13 protein-coding genes are annotated in these 16,487 nt (G+C 68.5%); 1 reads left to right on the forward strand and 12 read right to left on the reverse strand.

The window, feature by feature from the left end:
• From H3H37_RS18285 to H3H37_RS18325, 9 genes are all read right to left on the reverse strand, one after another.
• Positions 1–261: hypothetical protein (locus tag H3H37_RS18285; RefSeq protein WP_220456499.1), on the reverse strand; the 261-nt coding region annotated here is incomplete at its 3' end.
• Between the two features lie 146 nt (positions 262–407).
• Positions 408–1,346: a glycosyltransferase family 2 protein gene (locus tag H3H37_RS18290; protein ID WP_182165139.1), complete on the reverse strand. Its 939-nt coding sequence runs from the start codon at positions 1,344–1,346 to the stop codon at positions 408–410.
• The gene (locus tag H3H37_RS18295; protein WP_182165141.1) at positions 1,343–1,816 is read right to left on the reverse strand and encodes a GtrA family protein; all 474 of its coding nucleotides are present in this window, start codon (positions 1,814–1,816) and stop codon (positions 1,343–1,345) included. The genes H3H37_RS18290 and H3H37_RS18295 overlap by 4 nt, the downstream gene beginning before the upstream one ends.
• A 48-nt stretch (positions 1,817–1,864) precedes the next feature.
• The gene (locus H3H37_RS18300) at positions 1,865–2,692 is read right to left on the reverse strand and encodes a glycosyltransferase family 2 protein (RefSeq protein WP_182165143.1); all 828 of its coding nucleotides are present in this window, start codon (positions 2,690–2,692) and stop codon (positions 1,865–1,867) included.
• Positions 2,693–2,998: 306 nt separating this feature from the next.
• The gene (locus H3H37_RS18305; RefSeq protein ID WP_182165145.1) at positions 2,999–4,120 is read right to left on the reverse strand and encodes a glycosyltransferase family 4 protein; all 1,122 of its coding nucleotides are present in this window, start codon (positions 4,118–4,120) and stop codon (positions 2,999–3,001) included.
• 21 nt (positions 4,121–4,141) lie between these two features.
• A complete protein-coding gene (locus tag H3H37_RS18310) occupies positions 4,142–5,296 on the reverse strand; it encodes a glycosyltransferase family 4 protein (RefSeq protein ID WP_311197548.1) in 1,155 nt (384 codons plus the stop codon).
• Complete coding sequence (locus tag H3H37_RS18315; RefSeq protein ID WP_182165438.1) at positions 5,293–6,201, reverse strand: GDP-mannose 4,6-dehydratase; 909 nt, start codon at positions 6,199–6,201, stop codon at positions 5,293–5,295. Before H3H37_RS18315 ends, H3H37_RS18310 begins: the two co-directional genes overlap by 4 nt.
• Positions 6,202–6,234: 33 nt before the next feature.
• Positions 6,235–7,278, reverse strand: coding sequence for a GDP-mannose 4,6-dehydratase (gene gmd, locus H3H37_RS18320; protein WP_182165147.1), 1,044 nt, complete (start codon positions 7,276–7,278; stop codon positions 6,235–6,237).
• A gap of 242 nt (positions 7,279–7,520) precedes the next feature.
• Positions 7,521–9,839: an NADP-dependent malic enzyme gene (locus H3H37_RS18325; RefSeq protein WP_182165149.1), complete on the reverse strand. Its 2,319-nt coding sequence runs from the start codon at positions 9,837–9,839 to the stop codon at positions 7,521–7,523.
• Between the two features lie 194 nt (positions 9,840–10,033).
• Here H3H37_RS18325 and thiL point away from each other — a divergent pair, with 194 nt between their 5' ends.
• Entirely contained in the window at positions 10,034–10,999 is a 966-nt protein-coding gene (gene thiL, locus H3H37_RS18330; RefSeq protein ID WP_182165151.1) for a thiamine-phosphate kinase, read from the forward strand.
• Positions 11,000–11,001: 2 nt separating this feature from the next.
• On the opposite strand, the gene H3H37_RS18335 is transcribed toward thiL, so the two are convergent.
• From H3H37_RS18335 to H3H37_RS18345, 3 genes are read right to left on the reverse strand one after another with little or no spacing between them, the layout of a single operon-like run.
• The gene (locus tag H3H37_RS18335) at positions 11,002–13,611 is read right to left on the reverse strand and encodes an EAL domain-containing protein (protein WP_182165153.1); all 2,610 of its coding nucleotides are present in this window, start codon (positions 13,609–13,611) and stop codon (positions 11,002–11,004) included.
• Complete coding sequence (locus H3H37_RS18340; protein ID WP_182165155.1) at positions 13,608–15,644, reverse strand: sensor histidine kinase, YfiR-like protein-associated; 2,037 nt, start codon at positions 15,642–15,644, stop codon at positions 13,608–13,610. Before H3H37_RS18340 ends, H3H37_RS18335 begins: the two co-directional genes overlap by 4 nt.
• The gene (locus H3H37_RS18345) at positions 15,641–16,264 is read right to left on the reverse strand and encodes a TOL_0243 family YfiR-like periplasmic protein (protein WP_182165158.1); all 624 of its coding nucleotides are present in this window, start codon (positions 16,262–16,264) and stop codon (positions 15,641–15,643) included. The genes H3H37_RS18340 and H3H37_RS18345 overlap by 4 nt, the downstream gene beginning before the upstream one ends.
• Between the last annotated feature and the right edge of the window lie 223 nt (positions 16,265–16,487).

Consider the following 16,487-nt stretch of genomic DNA (forward strand, 5'->3'; position numbering starts at 1 on the left):
GGCCGCCCCGGCCCCGCCCCCGCCCGCGTGCCGCCCGCGCGACAGGGCCGCGCCGGCGCCCAGCGCGATGCCGGCCAGTGCCACCACCGCCAGCCGGAACACGGTGGCCGGCGCCAGCCCCGTCTGGCCGGCGGCCCACGCGACGGGAAGGTTCAGCCATACGATCAGTGGCGGGTTGACTTCCGGGTAATCGACGTACAGCCGCGCCCCCTCGAGCACGCGGCCGGACAGCGCCAGCAGCCAGGCCACGTCGTGGTTCATGGGCAAGCGAAACTGCGCAAGCGTCCCCAGCAGAACAGTCAGCAGCGCAGCCAGCGCCAGCGACGGCCATGGCCAGGATGGCGCGATGCCCGAAACGGCACCGTCACGTCCTGGCAATGGCTGGTACGCGCGCTCGCCGGCGGCGCTCATAGCACCGTTTCGATGAAAAAGCGCGGCCGGCGCTTGGTCTCCAGGTACATCTTGGCCACGTACTCGCCCAGCACGCCGATGCTCAGCAACTGGGTGCCGCCGAGGAAATAGATGGGGATGACGGACGAGGCCCAGCCCGGGATTTCCGTGTTGAGGAACCACTTGCCGTACAAGACCCACCCCACCATCGCGAAGCTGAGCACGAACACGATCAGGCCCATCAGCGCGATCGCGCGCAGCGGCGCCACGCTGAACGAGGTCACGCCGTCGGCCGCCAGCGCCAGCATGCGCACCAGCGGATACTTGCTGGTGCCGGCGTGGCGCGCCGCGCGGTCGTAATGGACCACGGCGCTGCGCAGCCCCAGCAGCGGCAGGATGCCGCGCAGGTACACATTCACTTCCGCGTAGTCGAGCAGGTGGTCCACGGCGCGCCGGCTCATCAGGCGGTAATCGGCGTGGTCGTGCACCACCTCCACCCCCAGCAGGCGCAGCAGCCGGTAATAGGCGCGCGCCGTGCCGCGCTTGAAGGCGCTGTCGCTGCCGCGGTCGCGCCGCACGCCGTACACGATGTCGCAGCCCTGCGCGTGGTGGACCAGCATGGCGCTGATCGCCTCGGGATCGTCCTGCAGGTCGGCGTCGATGGTCACCACGGCGTCGCCCCGGGCTACGGACAGCCCGGCCAGCAGCGCGCGCTGGTGGCCGCAGTTGCGCGACAGCTTGACGCCATGCACGCGCGCGTCGCGCGCGCGCTCGGCCTCGATCAGGGCCCAGGTGCGGTCGGCGCTGCCATCGTCGACGAAATACACGGCGCTGTCGGCGCTGGCCTGGCCGGCCGCGCACAAGCGGTCCAGCAAGGCCAGCAGGCGCAGGCTCGCCTCGGGCAGCATCTCCTGTTCGTTGTAGCAGGGCACGACGATGGCAAGCGTGACGCTCATCTGGTCTCCATAGCATTGACGGTGCGGCGAAACACGACATGGCGCTGCATCAGGTAGGACAGCACGGCCTGCGGCGCCAGCCAGAGCGCGCCGGCCGCGTAGGCCCCCAGCCCGGCCCGCAGCAGCACGGCGATGGCCGCCACGTTGACCGCGTACAGCACCAGCCAGCCCAGCACATAACGGATAAACAGCGGCCCAAACAGCGGGCCGGACCGCGGGCCGTGCGCGCGGCCGGCCCCATGGCCGAACACCAGCGTGGCATGGGTGCGGAAGCTGAAGCACACGGCCAGCGCCAGCGCGCCCAGGTTGGCCAGCGCGTAATGCAGGCCCAGCGCCAGCAGCAGCGCGTAGGCGCCATAGCCGAACGCGGTGTTAAGCGCGCCGGCCAGGCCGAAGCGGAACCAGCGCCGCCGCCACAGGCCCGTCCACAGCGCGCGCAGGGCCGGCGCCGCGCGCGACCACGCGCTCATGGTGACCACTTTCCGCGCCCGCCGCAAGAGGCCGTCGTCATATCGGCCTCAATCCAGCAACAAACGGTAGAACGCCAGCCGCAGGCCGCCGTTCAGGCTCGCCATCAGGCGCCCGGCCAGCGTGCCGGCCGGGCCCAGCGCATAACGGGGGTCGGCCGCCAGCCGGTCCATGAAACGGCGGAAGTCGGCGCCCTGGCGCCGCTCCAGCGCCACGCTCCACGCCGCGCGCGACAGCCGGAACGACGCCAGCGGTTGCGGCAGGTGGCAGGCGTCGCCATGGCGCAGCAGGCGGCACCAGTAATCGAGGTCCACCACGTAGGGCAGGCTGGCGTCGAACGGGCCGACCGTGCGCGCCAGCTGGCGCCGGAACAACACCGCGCCCGGTTCGCCGATCAGGTTGGTGCCCCGGCGCAGGCAGCGCCGCACCAGCGCCGGCCCCGCGACCACGCCGCCGCGGCGCGCGCCGCCGCGCACCATCACGGCGCGCCCGCCCGCGTCGATCACGGTGCGCGCGCAATAGACCAGCGCGATCGCCTGCGCCTGGTCGCGCTCGAGCACCTCGACCTGGCGCGCCAGGCAGTCGGGCGCGATCAGGTCGTCGTGCGGCAGCAGCTTGATGTAGCGCCCGCGCGCCTCGTCCAGGCAACGGTTCCAGTTCGCCTCGGCGCCCAGGTTGCGCGCGTTGCACAGGTAGCGGATGCGCGGATCGGTGTAGCTGGCCACCAGCTGGTCGGTGCCGTCCCCGGAATGGTTGTCGATGATGAGCAGTTCGAAATCGGTGTAGTGCTGGGCCAGCACCGAATCGATGGCCTGGCCCAGCAGGGCCGCGCCACGGTAGGTGGGGATGCAGACGGAAACGGTGGGGACGCCGTTCATGGCCGGACGGCGCGACAGGGTGCTGCCAGCGGGTATGCGTGCGTCACGGAAGGGCCGCCCTTTCGGTGGAGCGCCCGGCGGCGGGAATGCCGGGGCGCGCCGCCATGGTAACCCGGATGGGGCGGCGGGCGCAAACGGCGGCGCGGCGGTGAACTCTCGCCACCCGCACCGTCGTTGCGTCGCATGAAACCGTCGATAACTGGGAAGATCGGTGTTACGGACCGGAAACGGGGGCAGAGAGTCCAGCGCCATGGTAGCGCCAGCCCGCCGCAATGGTTTGCGCCAGATCAAGCCACGACCAGAAAATCAGCGCGCGCGCGCCGCCACCACCTCGTGGTACAGGGCCGCGTAGTTGGCCGCCATCCGCTCGGCCGTAAACAGGGCGTGGTAGCGCTCCGCGGCGCGCCGGCCCATGGCGGCGGCCAGTTCCGGCTGCTCCCACAGGGTGCGCATGGCGGCCCCGAACGCGGGCGGATCGTTGGGCGGCACCACCAGCCCGGTCTCCTGGTCGATGTTGATGTAAGTGGTGCCGGTGCCGATCTCGCTCGAGATCATGGGCTTGCCGTACATGGCCCCTTCCAGCAGCGAGATGCCGAACGCTTCCGAGCGCAGGTGGGACGGGAACACCATCGCGTAGCACAGCTGCAGCAGCGCCACCTTGTCCTCCTCGTCCAGCGCGCCCACGAACTGCACGTGGTGCAGGCCCAGGCGCGCCGCATGGGCCTTGAGCTCCTGCTCGATGGGCCCGGCGCCCACGATCACCACCGGGTAGTCGACGCTGGCCATGGCGTCGAGCAGGATGTGCAAGCCCTTGTAATAGCGCAGCACGCCGACGAACAGGAAGAAGCGCTCGCCGCACCTGGCACGCCACTTGTCGCGCGTGGCCTGGGACGGCTCCGGATAGATGGCCTGGTCCAGGCCATAGGTGATGGTGTGGGTCTTGTGCTGGTAGCGGCTCAGCACGGGCGACGAGGCCAGGTAGTTGGGCGAGGTGGCCACGATCGCGTCCACGCTGCGCAGGAAGCCGCGCTTGAGCGGCGTGTACAGCCGCAGCAGGTTCTTCTGGCGCACGATGTCCGAATGGTAGGTCACCACGCTCGGTTTATCGACCCGCGCCAGGAAATGGGCCAGGTCCATGAACGGCCATGGGAAATGGTAATGGATCACGTCGGCCTGGCGCGCCAGCCGCGCCAGCTTGCGGATGGCCGACACCGAGAAACCGGTGGAGGCGATCTCGAAATCGAGCGGTACGCGGTGCACCTGGTGGCCTTCGAACGCCAGTTCGGCCGGCTCGGGCTGGCGGGTCAGCGTCAGCACCTCGTTGCGCACGCCCAGCCGGCCGGTGCCCACGCACAGCTGGCGGATCACCTGCTCGATGCCGCCCCACGTGTCGGGGTAATAGGTCTTGTAGAAATGAAGCACGCGCATGGGGAATCGGACGCTCGCGCGTCACTGGGTAAGGATGGATTGGTAGACGGCCACCGTACGGCGCGCCGTCTCGGCCCAGGTCAGTTGCAGCGCGCGACGCTGGCCGGCCGCGACCAGGCGCGTGCGCAATGCCTCGTCGCGCACGATGGTGTGCATGGCGGCCGTCCATTCGGGCACCGACAGCGGATCCGCTTCCAGCGCCGCGCCCTGGCAGGCCTCGGGCAGCGAGGTCGCGTTCGACGCCACCACCGGCACGCCGCTGGCGAACGCCTCCAGCACCGGCAGGCCAAAACCTTCGTACAGCGACGGGAACACGAAGGCGCCGCTGCCCGCGTACAGCTGGCGCAGCTCGGCATGTTCGGTCACAGCCGACAGCCAGCACACGTTCTCGCCCTGCTGGCGGGCCGCCTCGATGCGGCGCACCAGCTCCTCGCTGCGCCAGCCGGGCGCGCCCACGATCACCAGCTGGCGCGCCGCGCGCACCACGGGCGGCAGCGCCAGGTAGGCTTGCAGCAGGCGCTCGATGTTCTTGCGCGGCTGCAGGGTGCCGACGGTGAGGAAGTAGCCGGGCCGCAGGCCATGGCGCGTCAGTGTGGCGGCCACGTCGGCCGCGTCGGGCGCGTCGAACCAGCATGGATCGACGCCGTGGTACACCACGCTGATGCGGCGCTCGTCCACGCCGAAGCACTCGACCAGCTCGCGCACCGAGTACTGCGAGCCGGTGATCACATGGTCGGCCTTGCGGGCGGCCTTGGCCTGCAGCCAGTTCTTCAGGCCGCGCAGGCGCGGGCTGCACCATTCCGGATGGGCGATCGGCAGCGCGTCGTGCAGCGTGGCCACCACCGGGCAATCCATGCGCACAATGCGGTAGTCGGTGGCGTGGTACAGGTCCAGCGGCTGGCCGTCCGGCCCCAGGTCGCGCACGGCCAGCCGGGCGCTCGACGGCAGGATCAGGTCGCCGATGGTGGCCAGCGTGAACGACAGCGGCAAGGCCCGTCCCACGCGCAGGCGCTCGGGCGCGCCCGGTGGCGCGAACGACAGCGGCTGCACCACGCAGCCGGCCCCCGGCAGGTTGGCCAGCAAGGCCTGGGTGTAGACGCCGATGCCATCCAGGCGGCCGCCCGTCAGCTCGGGCTCCATCGTGGTGGTGGACAGGCCGATGCGCAGCGCGCTCACGCCTCGTACATCCAGCGCAGCGTGTCGGCCAGCGGCGGCGGCGCCAGCGCGCCCACCACGGCGGCCAGGCGGGCATTATCGCCCGTCAGCCGTTCCACCTCGTTGGCGCGCACGAAGGCCGGGTTGACATGCACGTTGATGCGGTAGCCGGCGATGTCGGCCATCATGTCCAGCGCCTCGCCCAGCGAATGGGCGCGGCCGGAGCAGATGTTGAAGGTCTGGCCGGCCGGCGCCGCCGCCAGCAGCGCGCGGTAGCTGGCCGCCACCATGCGCACGTCGGAAAAATCGCGCCACACGTGCAGGTTGCCCAGTTCGATGTCGGTGGCGCGGCGGCGGAAGTGGCCGACGATCTTGGGCAGCAGGAAGTTCTCGTGCTGGCCCACGCCCGTGTAGTTGAACGGCCGGGTGATGATCAGGGGCAGCTTGTCCTGCCACAGGCGGGCCATGTACTCCATGGCCAGCTTGCTGACGGCGTAATCGTTGGCCGGCGCGGCCGCCACGTTCTCGTCGATGACGGGCACGCTGGTGTTGCCGTAGATATTGGCGCTGGACGCCAGCAGCACGGCCGACGGCTTGCGCGCCAGCCCGGCCAGCGCTTCCAGCAGGTGGCGCGTGCCGACCACATTGACGCGGTAGAACTGCTCGACGTCGGCATGGCCGACGAAGGCGATGCCGGCCAGGTGGGCCACCACATCCGGCTGCACCTGTTGCACCATGGCCGCCACGGCGGCGCGGTCGGTCAGGTCGACCGGGTACAAACCGGGAGCGGCCGGGTGGCCCGGCGTGGTGGTGCCATGCACCTCATAGCCGGCCGCGCGCAGTTCCTGCTCCAGGTAGCGGCCCGTGAAGCCGGCCAGGCCGGTGACCAGGGCGCGCTTGCCGGCGCCTTCCTGCGCGGCGGCCATCAGGGCCAGCGGTGCGGTCGCCATGGCGCGCGCTTAGAACGAGAAGCCGGCCGCGTTGCGGCGCAGGTCGGCCTCGACCATCATCTGGCACAGCTGCTCCAGCGTGGTCTGCGGCTTCCAGCCCAGTTCCGTGACGGCCTTGGTCGGGTCGCCGATCAGCAGCTCCACTTCGGCCGGACGATAGAACTTGGGGCTGACCTTGACCAGCACCTTGCCGGTGCGGCTGCAGTGGCCCGTCTCGTGGTCGGCCGTGCCCTGCCATTCGATGGCCACGTCGATGGCCTTGAAGGCCATGGTGACGAAGTCGCGCACGGTTTCCGTGCGGTTGGTGGCCAGCACATAGGTGCCCGGCTGGTCGGCCTGCAGGATGCGCCACATGCCTTCCACGTATTCCTTGGCGTAGCCCCAGTCGCGCTTGGCGTCCAGGTTGCCCAGTTCCAGCACGTCGAGCTTGCCCAGCTTGATCTTGGCCACCGCGTCCGTGATCTTGCGGGTGACGAATTCACGGCCGCGCAGCGGCGACTCGTGGTTGAACAGGATGCCCGAGCTGCCGAAGATGCCGTACGACTCGCGGTAGTTGACCGTCATCCAGTGCGCATACAGCTTGGCCACGCCATACGGGCTGCGCGGATAGAACGGGGTGTCCTCTTTCTGCGGGATGGCTTGCACCTTGCCGAACATCTCCGAGGTCGACGCCTGGTAGAAGCGGATCTTCGGGTTGACGATGCGGATCGCCTCCAGCAGGTTGACGGGACCGATGCCGGTGATCTCGGCCGTCGTCACGGGCTGCTCGAACGACACGCCGACGAAGCTTTGCGCGGCCAGGTTGTAGATCTCGTCCGGCGCCACGTTCTGCAGCAGGCGGATGCTGGAACCGAGGTCGGTCAGGTCGTACTCGACCAGCTTGAGCTTGGGATGGGCGGCGATGCCCAGTTCCTCGATGCGCCAGAAGTTGACGGAGCTGGTGCGGCGGTAGGTGCCCGTGACTTCATACCCCTTCTCCAGCAGCAATTCTGCCAGATAGGCGCCGTCCTGGCCGGTAATGCCCGTGATGAGCGCTTTCTTCGTGTTGTGCATGATATTGAGATCCGATGCTGGGAATGGCGGGAGGACATGCTCGCCCTCGAACAACCCGGTATTGTAACAGAGGGTCTGTGGCGCACTTCTCACCAATTATGTCGATTACAACACTTACATCTTGTTACAGAGCAATTTTTAGCATCAAAAAGCACACCGGGGTCAGGTCATTCCGTCAGGCAAGCCACACTGCGACTTGCCTGACGGCATGACCTGACCCCGGTTTAGGGAGCGGAGGCCGATCAGTTCTTGCGTTCGGCCACCGCGTCCACCACGCACAGGGCCGTCATGTTGACGATGCGGCGCACCGTGGCCGACGGCGTGAGGATGTGCACCGGACGGGCGCAGCCGAGCAGGATCGGGCCCACGGCGATGCCGTTGCCGGCCGCCGTCTTGACCAGGTTGTAGGCGATATTGGCGGCGTCGATGTTGGGCATGACCAGCAGGTTGGCGTCATGGTCCAGGTTGGAGCCGGGCATGATCTTGGCGCGCAGCTTGGAGTCGAGCGCCGTGTCGCCGTGCATCTCGCCGTCGATTTCCAGCTCCGGCGCCCGTTCCTTGATGATGGCCAGCGCGGCCCGCATCTTCTGCGCCGATTCGCTGTTGGACGAGCCGAAGTTCGAGTGCGACAGCAGCGCCGCCCGCGGCGACAGGCCGAAGCGCACCATCTCATCGGCGGCCATGATGGTGATCTCGGCCAGCTGCTCGGCGTTCGGGTTCTCGTTGACGTGGGTGTCGACCATCACCAGCTGGCGCTCGGGCAGGATCAGCACGTTCATGGCCGCGTACACCTTGGCGCCGGCCCGCTTGCCCAGCACCTGGTCGATGTACTTCAGGTGCAGGTCGGTGGTGCCGAAGGTGCCGCAGATCATGCCGTCGGCGTCGCCCTTGGCGATCATCATGGAGCCGATCAGCGTATGGCGGCGGCGCATTTCCAGCTTGGCGTATTCCTGGGTCACGCCCTTGCGCGCGGTCAGCTCGTAATACGACTTCCAGTAATCGCGGTAACGCTCGTCGAAATCGGGGTTGATCACGTCGAAGTGCACGCCCTGCTTGATGCGCAGGCCGAACTTCTGGATCCGCGATTCGAGCACGGCCGGACGGCCCACCAGGATCGGGCGCGCCAGGCGCTCGTCGACCACCACCTGCACGGCGCGCAGGATGCGCTCTTCCTCGCCCTCGGCGTAGACGATGCGCTTGAGGTCGGCGTGCGTGTTCTTGGCCACCTGGAACAGCGGCTTCATGAAGGTGCCGCTGCGGTACACGAACTGCTGCAGGCTGTCGGCGTAGGCTTGCAAGTCCTTGATCGGGCGGGTCGCCACGCCGGACTGCTCGGCCGCCTTGGCCACGGCCGGGGCGATCTGGATCAGCAGGCGCGGATCGAACGGCATCGGGATCAGGTATTCAGGGCCGAACGACAGGTTGCTGATGCCGTAGGTGGTGGCCACGATGTCGCTCTGCTCGGCATGGGCCAGCTCGGCGATCGCGTGCACCACGGCGATCTCCATCTCACGCGTGATGGTGGTGGCGCCGCAATCGAGGGCGCCGCGGAAGATGTAGGGGAAGCACAGCACGTTGTTGACCTGGTTCGGGTAGTCCGAACGGCCGGTGCAGATCACGGCGTCATCGCGCACGGCCTTCACTTCCTCCGGCAGGATTTCCGGGGTCGGGTTGGCCAGCGCCAGGATCAGGGGCTTGGCGGCCATCTGGCGCACCATGTCCGGTTTCAGCACGCCGCCGGCCGACACGCCGAGGAAGATGTCGGCGCCGGGGATCACTTCGGCCAGGGTGCGGGCCGTGGTGTCGCGCGCGAAGCGTTCCTTGTCCGGGTCCATCAGTTCGGTGCGGCCCTTGTAGACCACGCCGGCCAGGTCGGTGACGAAGATGTTCTCCAGCGGGAAGCCGAGGTCGACGATCAGGTCCAGGCAGGCCAGCGCGGCGGCGCCGGCGCCCGACACCACCAGTTTGCAATCCTTGATATTCTTGCCGACAACTTTAATACCGTTGAGGATGGCCGCGCCGACGATGATGGCGGTGCCGTGCTGGTCGTCGTGGAACACGGGGATCTTCATGCGGTCGCGCAGCTGGCGCTCGATGTAGAAGCACTCTGGCGCCTTGATGTCTTCCAGGTTCACGCCGCCGAAGGTCGGTTCTAGCGCGGCGATGATGTCGCACAGCTTGTCGGGGTCGGACTCGTTGATCTCGATGTCGAACACGTCGATGCCGGCGAACTTCTTGAACAGCACGCCCTTGCCTTCCATCACGGGCTTGGCGGCCAGCGGGCCGATGTTGCCCAGGCCCAGCACGGCGGTGCCGTTGGTGATCACGGCCACCAGGTTGCCGCGCGCCGTGTACTTGTAGGCGTTGGCCGGATCGACAACGATCTCTTCGCACGGCGCCGCCACCCCGGGCGAATACGCCAGCGCCAGGTCGCGCTGGTTGGTCAGTTGCTTGGTGGGGGTGACGCTGATTTTGCCGGGGCGTGGTATCTCGTGATACTCAAGTGCGGCAAGGCGCAGTTGTTGGCGAAGTTCCTCTTTTTGATCAGATGACGAATCCATGCTGTGCAGCCTTCCTGTATGTTCGATCGGAAAGCTTCCGATTTTATCAGACCCATTCTTTCAATTAAGTAGGTATTTTCACCAACTGTTATAACCATTTTGTATGTAAATGATACGTTGCGAACGGAAATTGCATATCATTAAGTAACAATCGGCCCGCGCCGGCCCCCTCCACGCTTCGGTACAATAGCGCCATGCTCTCCGAATTCGACCTGATCAAGCACTATTTCAACCGCGACCGTCCCGCCCGCGCCACGCTGGGCATCGGCGACGATTGCGCCCTGCTCACCCCCACGCCCGGCATGCAGATGGCCATCTCGTCCGACATGCTGGTCGAGGGCCGCCACTTCTTCGCCGGCGCCGAGCCGGTCCAGCTGGGCCACAAGTGCCTGGCCGTGAACCTGTCGGACCTGGCGGCCATGGGTGCGCGTCCCGTGGCCTGCACGCTGGCGCTGGCGCTGCCGGCGGCCGAGCGCGACTGGCTGCACGGTTTCTCCACCGGCCTGTTCGCGCTGGCCGACGCCCACGATTGCGAACTGATCGGCGGCGACACCACCAAGGGCCCGCTCAACATCTGCATCACCGTGTTCGGCGAACTGCAGCCGGGCCACGCGCTGCGGCGCGACGCGGCCAAGGTCGGCGACGACATCTGGATCTCGGGCACCTTGGGCGACGCGCGCCTGGCGCTGGCCGGCTACCTGAACGAGGTGCCGCTGGACGAGGCCAGCCTGCGCGCGGCCGCCGTGCGCATGCATGCGCCCACGCCGCGCGTGGAACTGGGCATGCTGCTGGCCCAACAGCGCGTGGCGCACGCGGCGATTGACATCTCCGACGGCCTGGTGGGCGACCTGGGCCACATCCTGGCCCGCTCGCGCGTGGGCGCCACGCTGGACGTGGACGCGCTGCCGGCCGGCGACGTGCTGGCCACGCGCGACACGGCCCTGCGCCGCGCCTACACGGCCGCCGGCGGCGACGATTACGAGCTGTGCTTCACGGCCCCGGCCAGCGCGCGCGCGGCGGTGCTGGCGGCGGCCGGCAGCGTGGCCACGCCCGTCACGCGGGTCGGGCGCATCGAGGCGGAACCGGGACTGCGGCTGGTGGACGCGGCCGGCCACGCGCTCGACTTGAAACTGTCCAGCTTCGACCACTTCACTTCTTAATTTCACAACGCCGTGTGGTCCTCGTCCGGCAGCCCCACGCGGCGGCCGGTGCCGTGCATCAGCCAGTAGTGGTGGAAGGCCAGCCGGATGTTGTCGCGCAACTGGATGTCGTCCCACGGCTTGGTGTAGAAGCGGTAGATGGCGCCGCGGTTGATCGAATCGAGCACCGCCTCCAGCCCCGTGTAGCCGGACAGGATGATGCGTATCGTGTCCGGGTACATCTCCTTGACCTTGCTGAGAAATTCCGTGCCGCTCATGATGGGCATGCGCTGGTCGCACAGGATCACCTGCACCGGGTGCAGCGCCAGCAGTTCAAACCCTTCGGCCGGCGACACGGCCGTCAGGATCTGGTAGCCGTCGCGCCGGAACAGCCGGTGCAGCGACGACAGCACATTGACGTCGTCGTCCACGATCAGCAAAGTCTGGGCCGGCGTATCCTGTCCGCCCGCTTCGGGCGGCAAGCCCTTGCCCGCCTCCACCAGCGCGCCCATCTCGTCGGCCGGCAGCGGACGGCTGAAGAAGAAGCCCTGCATCTCGTCGCAACGGTTGCGGCGCAGGTATTCGAGCTGGGAGCGCGACTCCACCCCTTCGGCGATCACCCGCAGCTTGAGGCTGTGCGCCATGCTGATGATGGCCAGCGCGATGGCCGCGTCGTTGGGATTGGTGGTGATGTCGCGCACGAAGGCGATGTCGATCTTGAGCTTGTCGATCGGGAAGCGCTGCAAATAGGCCAGGCTGGAATAACCGGTGCCGAAATCGTCGATCGCCACCTGCACTCCCAGTTCCCGCAGGTTGGACAGCACGACGATGGTGCGCTCGGCGTTCGACATCAGGGCCGTCTCCGTCAGCTCCAGTTCCAGCAGTTCGGGCGGCACCTTGTAGCGCTCCAGCGCCGTGCGCACCTCCTGTTCCAGGTCGCCCTCGACGAACTGGCGGCTCGACACGTTCACCGCCACGTGCACGGCGCCCGCGCCCGCGCGCGCCCAGGCCGCGATCTGGCGGCAGGCCGTGTCGATGATCCAGGCGCCGACCCGCACGATCAGGCCCGTGTCCTCCAGCACCGGCACGAATTCGGCCGGGAACACCAGGCCGTAGCCGGGCCGCTGCCAGCGCAGCAGGGCTTCCGCGCCGCTGATGGCGCCCGTGTGCAGGTTGACCTTGGGCTGGAAATACAGCACCAGCTCGTCGTTGTCGAGCGCGCGCCGCAGCGCCATCTCCAGGTCCAGCCGCGCCAGCACCTGCACGTTCATGCCGGCCGTGAAGAAGCGGTAGCCGTCGCGCCCGGCCTCCTTGGCCCGGTTCATGGCCGTGTCGGCGTAGTTGACCAGGGTTTCCGGGTCGGTGGCGTCGTCCGGGTACATGGCGATGCCGATGCTGGCCGTCAGCGTGGGGTGGTGTTCGCCCAGCTCGAACGGCGCGCGCAGCGCCTCGCGCACTTCGTTGGCCACGTAGACGGCGTCCTGCTGGTCGCGCGTCATGGTCAGGATCAGGCCGAACTCGTCGCCGCCGAGGCGGCCCACCGTGTCGCGGATGCGCACGCACTGCACCAGCCGGTTGCTGAACTGGCGCAGCAGTTCGTCGCCCAGCGCCGCGCCCAGCGAATCGTTGATGTTCTTGAAGCGGTCGAGCGCGATGAACAGCACCACGATGCGCCATTCCTTGTCCTGCGCCAGCTCGATCGATTCGGCCAGGGTCTGGAAGAACAGGCTGCGGTTGGGCAGGCCCGTCAGGCTGTCGTAGCGGGCCATGTGGCGCAGCCGTTCCTGGGCCTGGCGGCGCTCGCTGATGTCGCGCGCCACCCCCAGCAGCACGGGCGCCTGGCCCGGCGCGGCGCCCGGCTGCAACTGCCAGTAGATCTCGGCCGGCACCTTGGCCTGGTCGTAGCGCGCCAGTTCGATCTCGGCCAGCTCCGGCGCGCGCGACGCCGCCGCGCCGGCCACGGCGCCGGCCTGGCCGGCCAGCCGCGCGGCCTGCTCGCGCAGCGCCTCGGGCGTGCCCAGCGCCAGCCGCTGCGGCGTCTGCGCCAGCAGCGCGTCGCGCTCGTAGCCGAGCATGCGGCAGGCGCCGTCGTTCACGTCCAGCAGGTCCAGGCTGTGGGCGTCGAGCAGGAAGATGGCGTCGGCCGTGGCGTCCATGGCGCTGCGGAAGCGCTGCAACTCGGCGGTGCGCTCGCGCACGGTCTGCTCCAGGCGGGCGTTGTAGTCGCGCGCCTCGCGGTGCAGCAGGCGCACCTCCAGCATGTTGCGGATGCGGGTCAGCACCTCCACCGGGTCGAACGGCTTGCTGACGAAGTCGCGCGCGCCGGCTTCCAGCGCGGCCAGCTTCTTGTCCGGTTCGGCCGTCACCACCAGCACCGGCAGGTAGGCTTCCGTCTCCAGCGGCTTGAGCGCCTCCATCACCTCGAAGCCGCTCATGTGCGGCATGTGCAGGTCGAGGATGATCAGGTCGTAGCGGTGCTCGGCGTGCCAGGGCGCCACCTGCGTCGGGTCGCCGGTGGCGCTGACGGCCTGGTAGCCGCTGCTCGACAACAGGAATTCGAGCAGCTGGATGTTGACCGGCTGGTCGTCGACGATGAGGATTTTCGCCCGCAGGATGTCGTCTTGGCTGATCATGTGCGCTCCGCCGCCTTGGCCAGGGCGCGCCGGCTGGCCAGGTGGGCCAGCGTGGCGTTGATCGCCTCGGTGAATTCTTCAATGTTGATGGGCTTGACGAGGTAACGGAAAAAGCCCATCGCCAGCCCCTTCTCCACGTCGCGCGGCATGGCGTTGGCCGTCAGCGCGATCACGGGGATGTGGGCCGTGGCCGGATCGGCGCGCAGCAGTTGCAGCGCGTCGAAGCCGCTCACGCAGGGCAGGTTGATGTCCATCAGGATCAGGTCCGGCCGGTGGGCGCGCGCCAGTTCGATGCCCAGGTGGCCGTCGGGCGCCGACAACAGGCGCACGTCGGGCCGGTAACGCAGGATCTCCTCCACCAGCTTGAGGTTGGCCGGGTTGTCCTCCACGTACAGCAGCGTGACCTGCCCGCCCTCGCCGCCGGCCGGCACGCCCGCCAGCGCGCGCGCCGCCTCGTCCTCCTGGGGCGGCGCCAACGGTTCGGTGGCCGGCAGCTCGATCCAGAACATGCTGCCCACGCCGGCGCTGCTGGACACCCCGATGGCGCCGCCCATCAGCTCCACCAGCCGCTTGGTCACCACCAGCCCGATGCCGGTGCCCTCCTCGGCGCCGGCTTCCTGGCCCAGCCGGTTGAACGGCTGGAACAGCAAGGCCACCTGCTCGGGCCGCAGGCCGAGGCCGGTGTCCTGCACCGTCAGGCGCAGCCGCTCCGGGCCCGTCATGGCGCAATCGACCACCACGGCGCCGCCATCGCGGTTGTACTTGATGGCGTTCGACAGCAGGTTGAGCACGGTCTGCTTGAGGCGGGTGCGGTCGGCCCGGACGGTGGCGTGGCAGTCGCCCGGGAACAGCAGGCGGATATTGCGCTGGGCCGCCAGCGGCTCCGTCATGGTGTGGCACTCGTGCAGGATGTCGTCCAGCGCCACCGGTTCCAGCGACAGCGCCACGGCGCCCGATTCGATCTTGGCCAGGTCCAGGATCTCGTTGATCAGGGTCAGCAGGTGGCGGCCCGACTTGAGGATGTGGCTGGCGAATTCCTTCTTCTGCGGCAGCGTCGAGGGCAGCTTGTCGGAGGTCAGGATCTGAGCGAAGCCGAGGATGGCGTTGAGCGGCGTGCGCAGCTCGTGGCTCATGGAGGACAGGAAAGCCGTCTTGGCCTGGTTGGCGCTGCGCGCCTCCTCCATGGCCCGTTCCAGCTCGGCGTTGGCGGCTTCCAGCTGCAAGGTGCGCTCATGCACGCGCTGCTCCAGCTCCGCGTTCAGCCGCATCACTTCCTGCTGCGCCAGGCTGCGCTGTTCCGCCTCGCCCGCCAGCGCGTGGTTGGATGATTCGAGCGCCCGGGTGCGGGCCTCGATTTCGCTGAGCATGCGGTTGAACGAGTCCACCAGTTGCGCCACCTCGTCGTCCGACAGCTTGCGCGCGCGGCGCGAATAATCGCCCGTCTCCACCACCTCGCGCGCGATGGCGGCGATGTCGAGGATGGGCTGGGTGACCACGTGGCTCAGGCGCCCCAGCACCAGCCAGGCGATCAGCATGGCCAGCGCCGTCACGCCGAACGCGATCACCAGGTAGTCGGCGGTGCGCCCCACCATCTCGTACTCGGCGCGCAGATAGACTGTGCCCAACAGTTCGCCATTGTCGACGATGCGCTTAAACAGGATCAGCTTGCCCCGCTCGAAGCGCGTGCCGTCCTCGGTCCCGGCCTTGGGCGGGAACGCGCCCTGCTGGCCCGGCGCCACGTAGGTGGCGAACAACTGGCCGCGCGCGTTGTAGATGGCGCCGGCGTTGATCTTGGGCCGCAACCGCAGCAGGGCCAGGTTTTCCGTGGCCAGGCGCGGGTCGTCGAACGCCAGCGCGGCCGACGTCATGTGGCCGATCAGTTCGGACTGGGTGCTCATGTCGGCCAGGATGTTGCGGTGGTATGCCCGCAGGTCGTAGCCGATGATGGTGCCGACCGACACCAGCAGCGCCACCAGTGTGGTCAGCAGCACCACCCCCAGCAGTTTCTGGCGCAAGCTGCGGGCCTGTCTCATATCGCCCCCTGCACGCGGTAGGCGGCCGACAGCATGCGCGCGCTGATCTTGATGTGCGCGGCCAGCGCCTGCTTGAGCGCCACTTCGAAGCGCAGCTTGTCGTCGGCGATGACGAAATGGATGATGCTGCCCTGCGCATGCACTTCCTCGCTGTCGGACACGGTCAGCACGGACTGGTTCTGGCAGGTGGCCAGCAAGTCCGGCAACTGCGCCTTGTCCACGGCGCCCAGGAACAGCATGTGCAGCCCGGCCAGGGAATCGCCCTTGCGCACCCGTTTCACCTGCAGCGGATGGCCGCCGGCATTGCGGCCGGCCACCGTCAGTTCGAGCTGGTCGGCCAGCGCGTCGGCGCCGGCCACGCCGATCAGCAGCGGGCTGTCGGCATGGGCGAAGCTGCCCTCGGGCCATTCGACGAAACCGGCGAACTTGTACAGGTAGGCGGCCTTGACCTGGCGCTCCAGCGCGCCCGCCTGGGCCGACGCGGCGCCCGGCGCCAGCAGCGCCGGCCCGGTGACGCCGGCCACGGCGGCCGCCAGCAAGAGGCGCCGGCGCACGCGCGCGGGCGCGTCCGCACGTGCGGCCGGGGTCGTTCCAGTGTCGAAACCGTTCAACGACGTCATAGCTGGGCTGTCAGAGTCAATGCGATGCGGGCCGGGCACCGTGCGGTGGGCGCCGTCGGCCAGGTCCGCGCGTCGGGCGCGGCTTGCAAATGGACAGTCTCGCGGCGCGCGCCCACAGGCGCGGGCGGGCGTGGTGCGTCTCCGAGTGTACGCACTTTCCCGCCGCTTGGGGAGCTTTTTTCACAACATTACCGATTGAACAGGAGCACCGGCGCAGCGGGGA

Source organism: Rugamonas brunnea (genome assembly GCF_014042345.1).
GTDB lineage: Bacteria > Pseudomonadota > Gammaproteobacteria > Burkholderiales > Burkholderiaceae_D > Rugamonas > Rugamonas brunnea.

What these genes read in the sequence shown, in the direction of transcription:
- H3H37_RS18295 (WP_182165141.1), bottom strand. Translation starts at nt 1,816, where the DNA reads ATGAGCGCGTGGTCGCGCGCGGCGCCGGCCCTGCGCGCGCTGTGGACG.
- H3H37_RS18325 (WP_182165149.1), bottom strand. Translation starts at nt 9,839, where the DNA reads ATGGATTCGTCATCTGATCAAAAAGAGGAACTTCGCCAACAACTGCGC.
- H3H37_RS18305 (WP_182165145.1), bottom strand. Translation starts at nt 4,120, where the DNA reads ATGCGCGTGCTTCATTTCTACAAGACCTATTACCCCGACACGTGGGGC.
- H3H37_RS18335 (WP_182165153.1), bottom strand. Translation starts at nt 13,611, where the DNA reads ATGATCAGCCAAGACGACATCCTGCGGGCGAAAATCCTCATCGTCGAC.
- H3H37_RS18300 (WP_182165143.1), bottom strand. Translation starts at nt 2,692, where the DNA reads ATGAACGGCGTCCCCACCGTTTCCGTCTGCATCCCCACCTACCGTGGC.
- H3H37_RS18290 (WP_182165139.1), bottom strand. Translation starts at nt 1,346, where the DNA reads ATGAGCGTCACGCTTGCCATCGTCGTGCCCTGCTACAACGAACAGGAG.
- H3H37_RS18345 (WP_182165158.1), bottom strand. Translation starts at nt 16,264, where the DNA reads ATGACGTCGTTGAACGGTTTCGACACTGGAACGACCCCGGCCGCACGT.
- H3H37_RS18315 (WP_182165438.1), bottom strand. Translation starts at nt 6,201, where the DNA reads ATGGCCGCCGCGCAGGAAGGCGCCGGCAAGCGCGCCCTGGTCACCGGC.
- H3H37_RS18340 (WP_182165155.1), bottom strand. Translation starts at nt 15,644, where the DNA reads ATGAGACAGGCCCGCAGCTTGCGCCAGAAACTGCTGGGGGTGGTGCTG.
- gmd (WP_182165147.1), bottom strand. Translation starts at nt 7,278, where the DNA reads ATGCACAACACGAAGAAAGCGCTCATCACGGGCATTACCGGCCAGGAC.
- thiL (WP_182165151.1), top strand. Translation starts at nt 10,034, where the DNA reads ATGCTCTCCGAATTCGACCTGATCAAGCACTATTTCAACCGCGACCGT.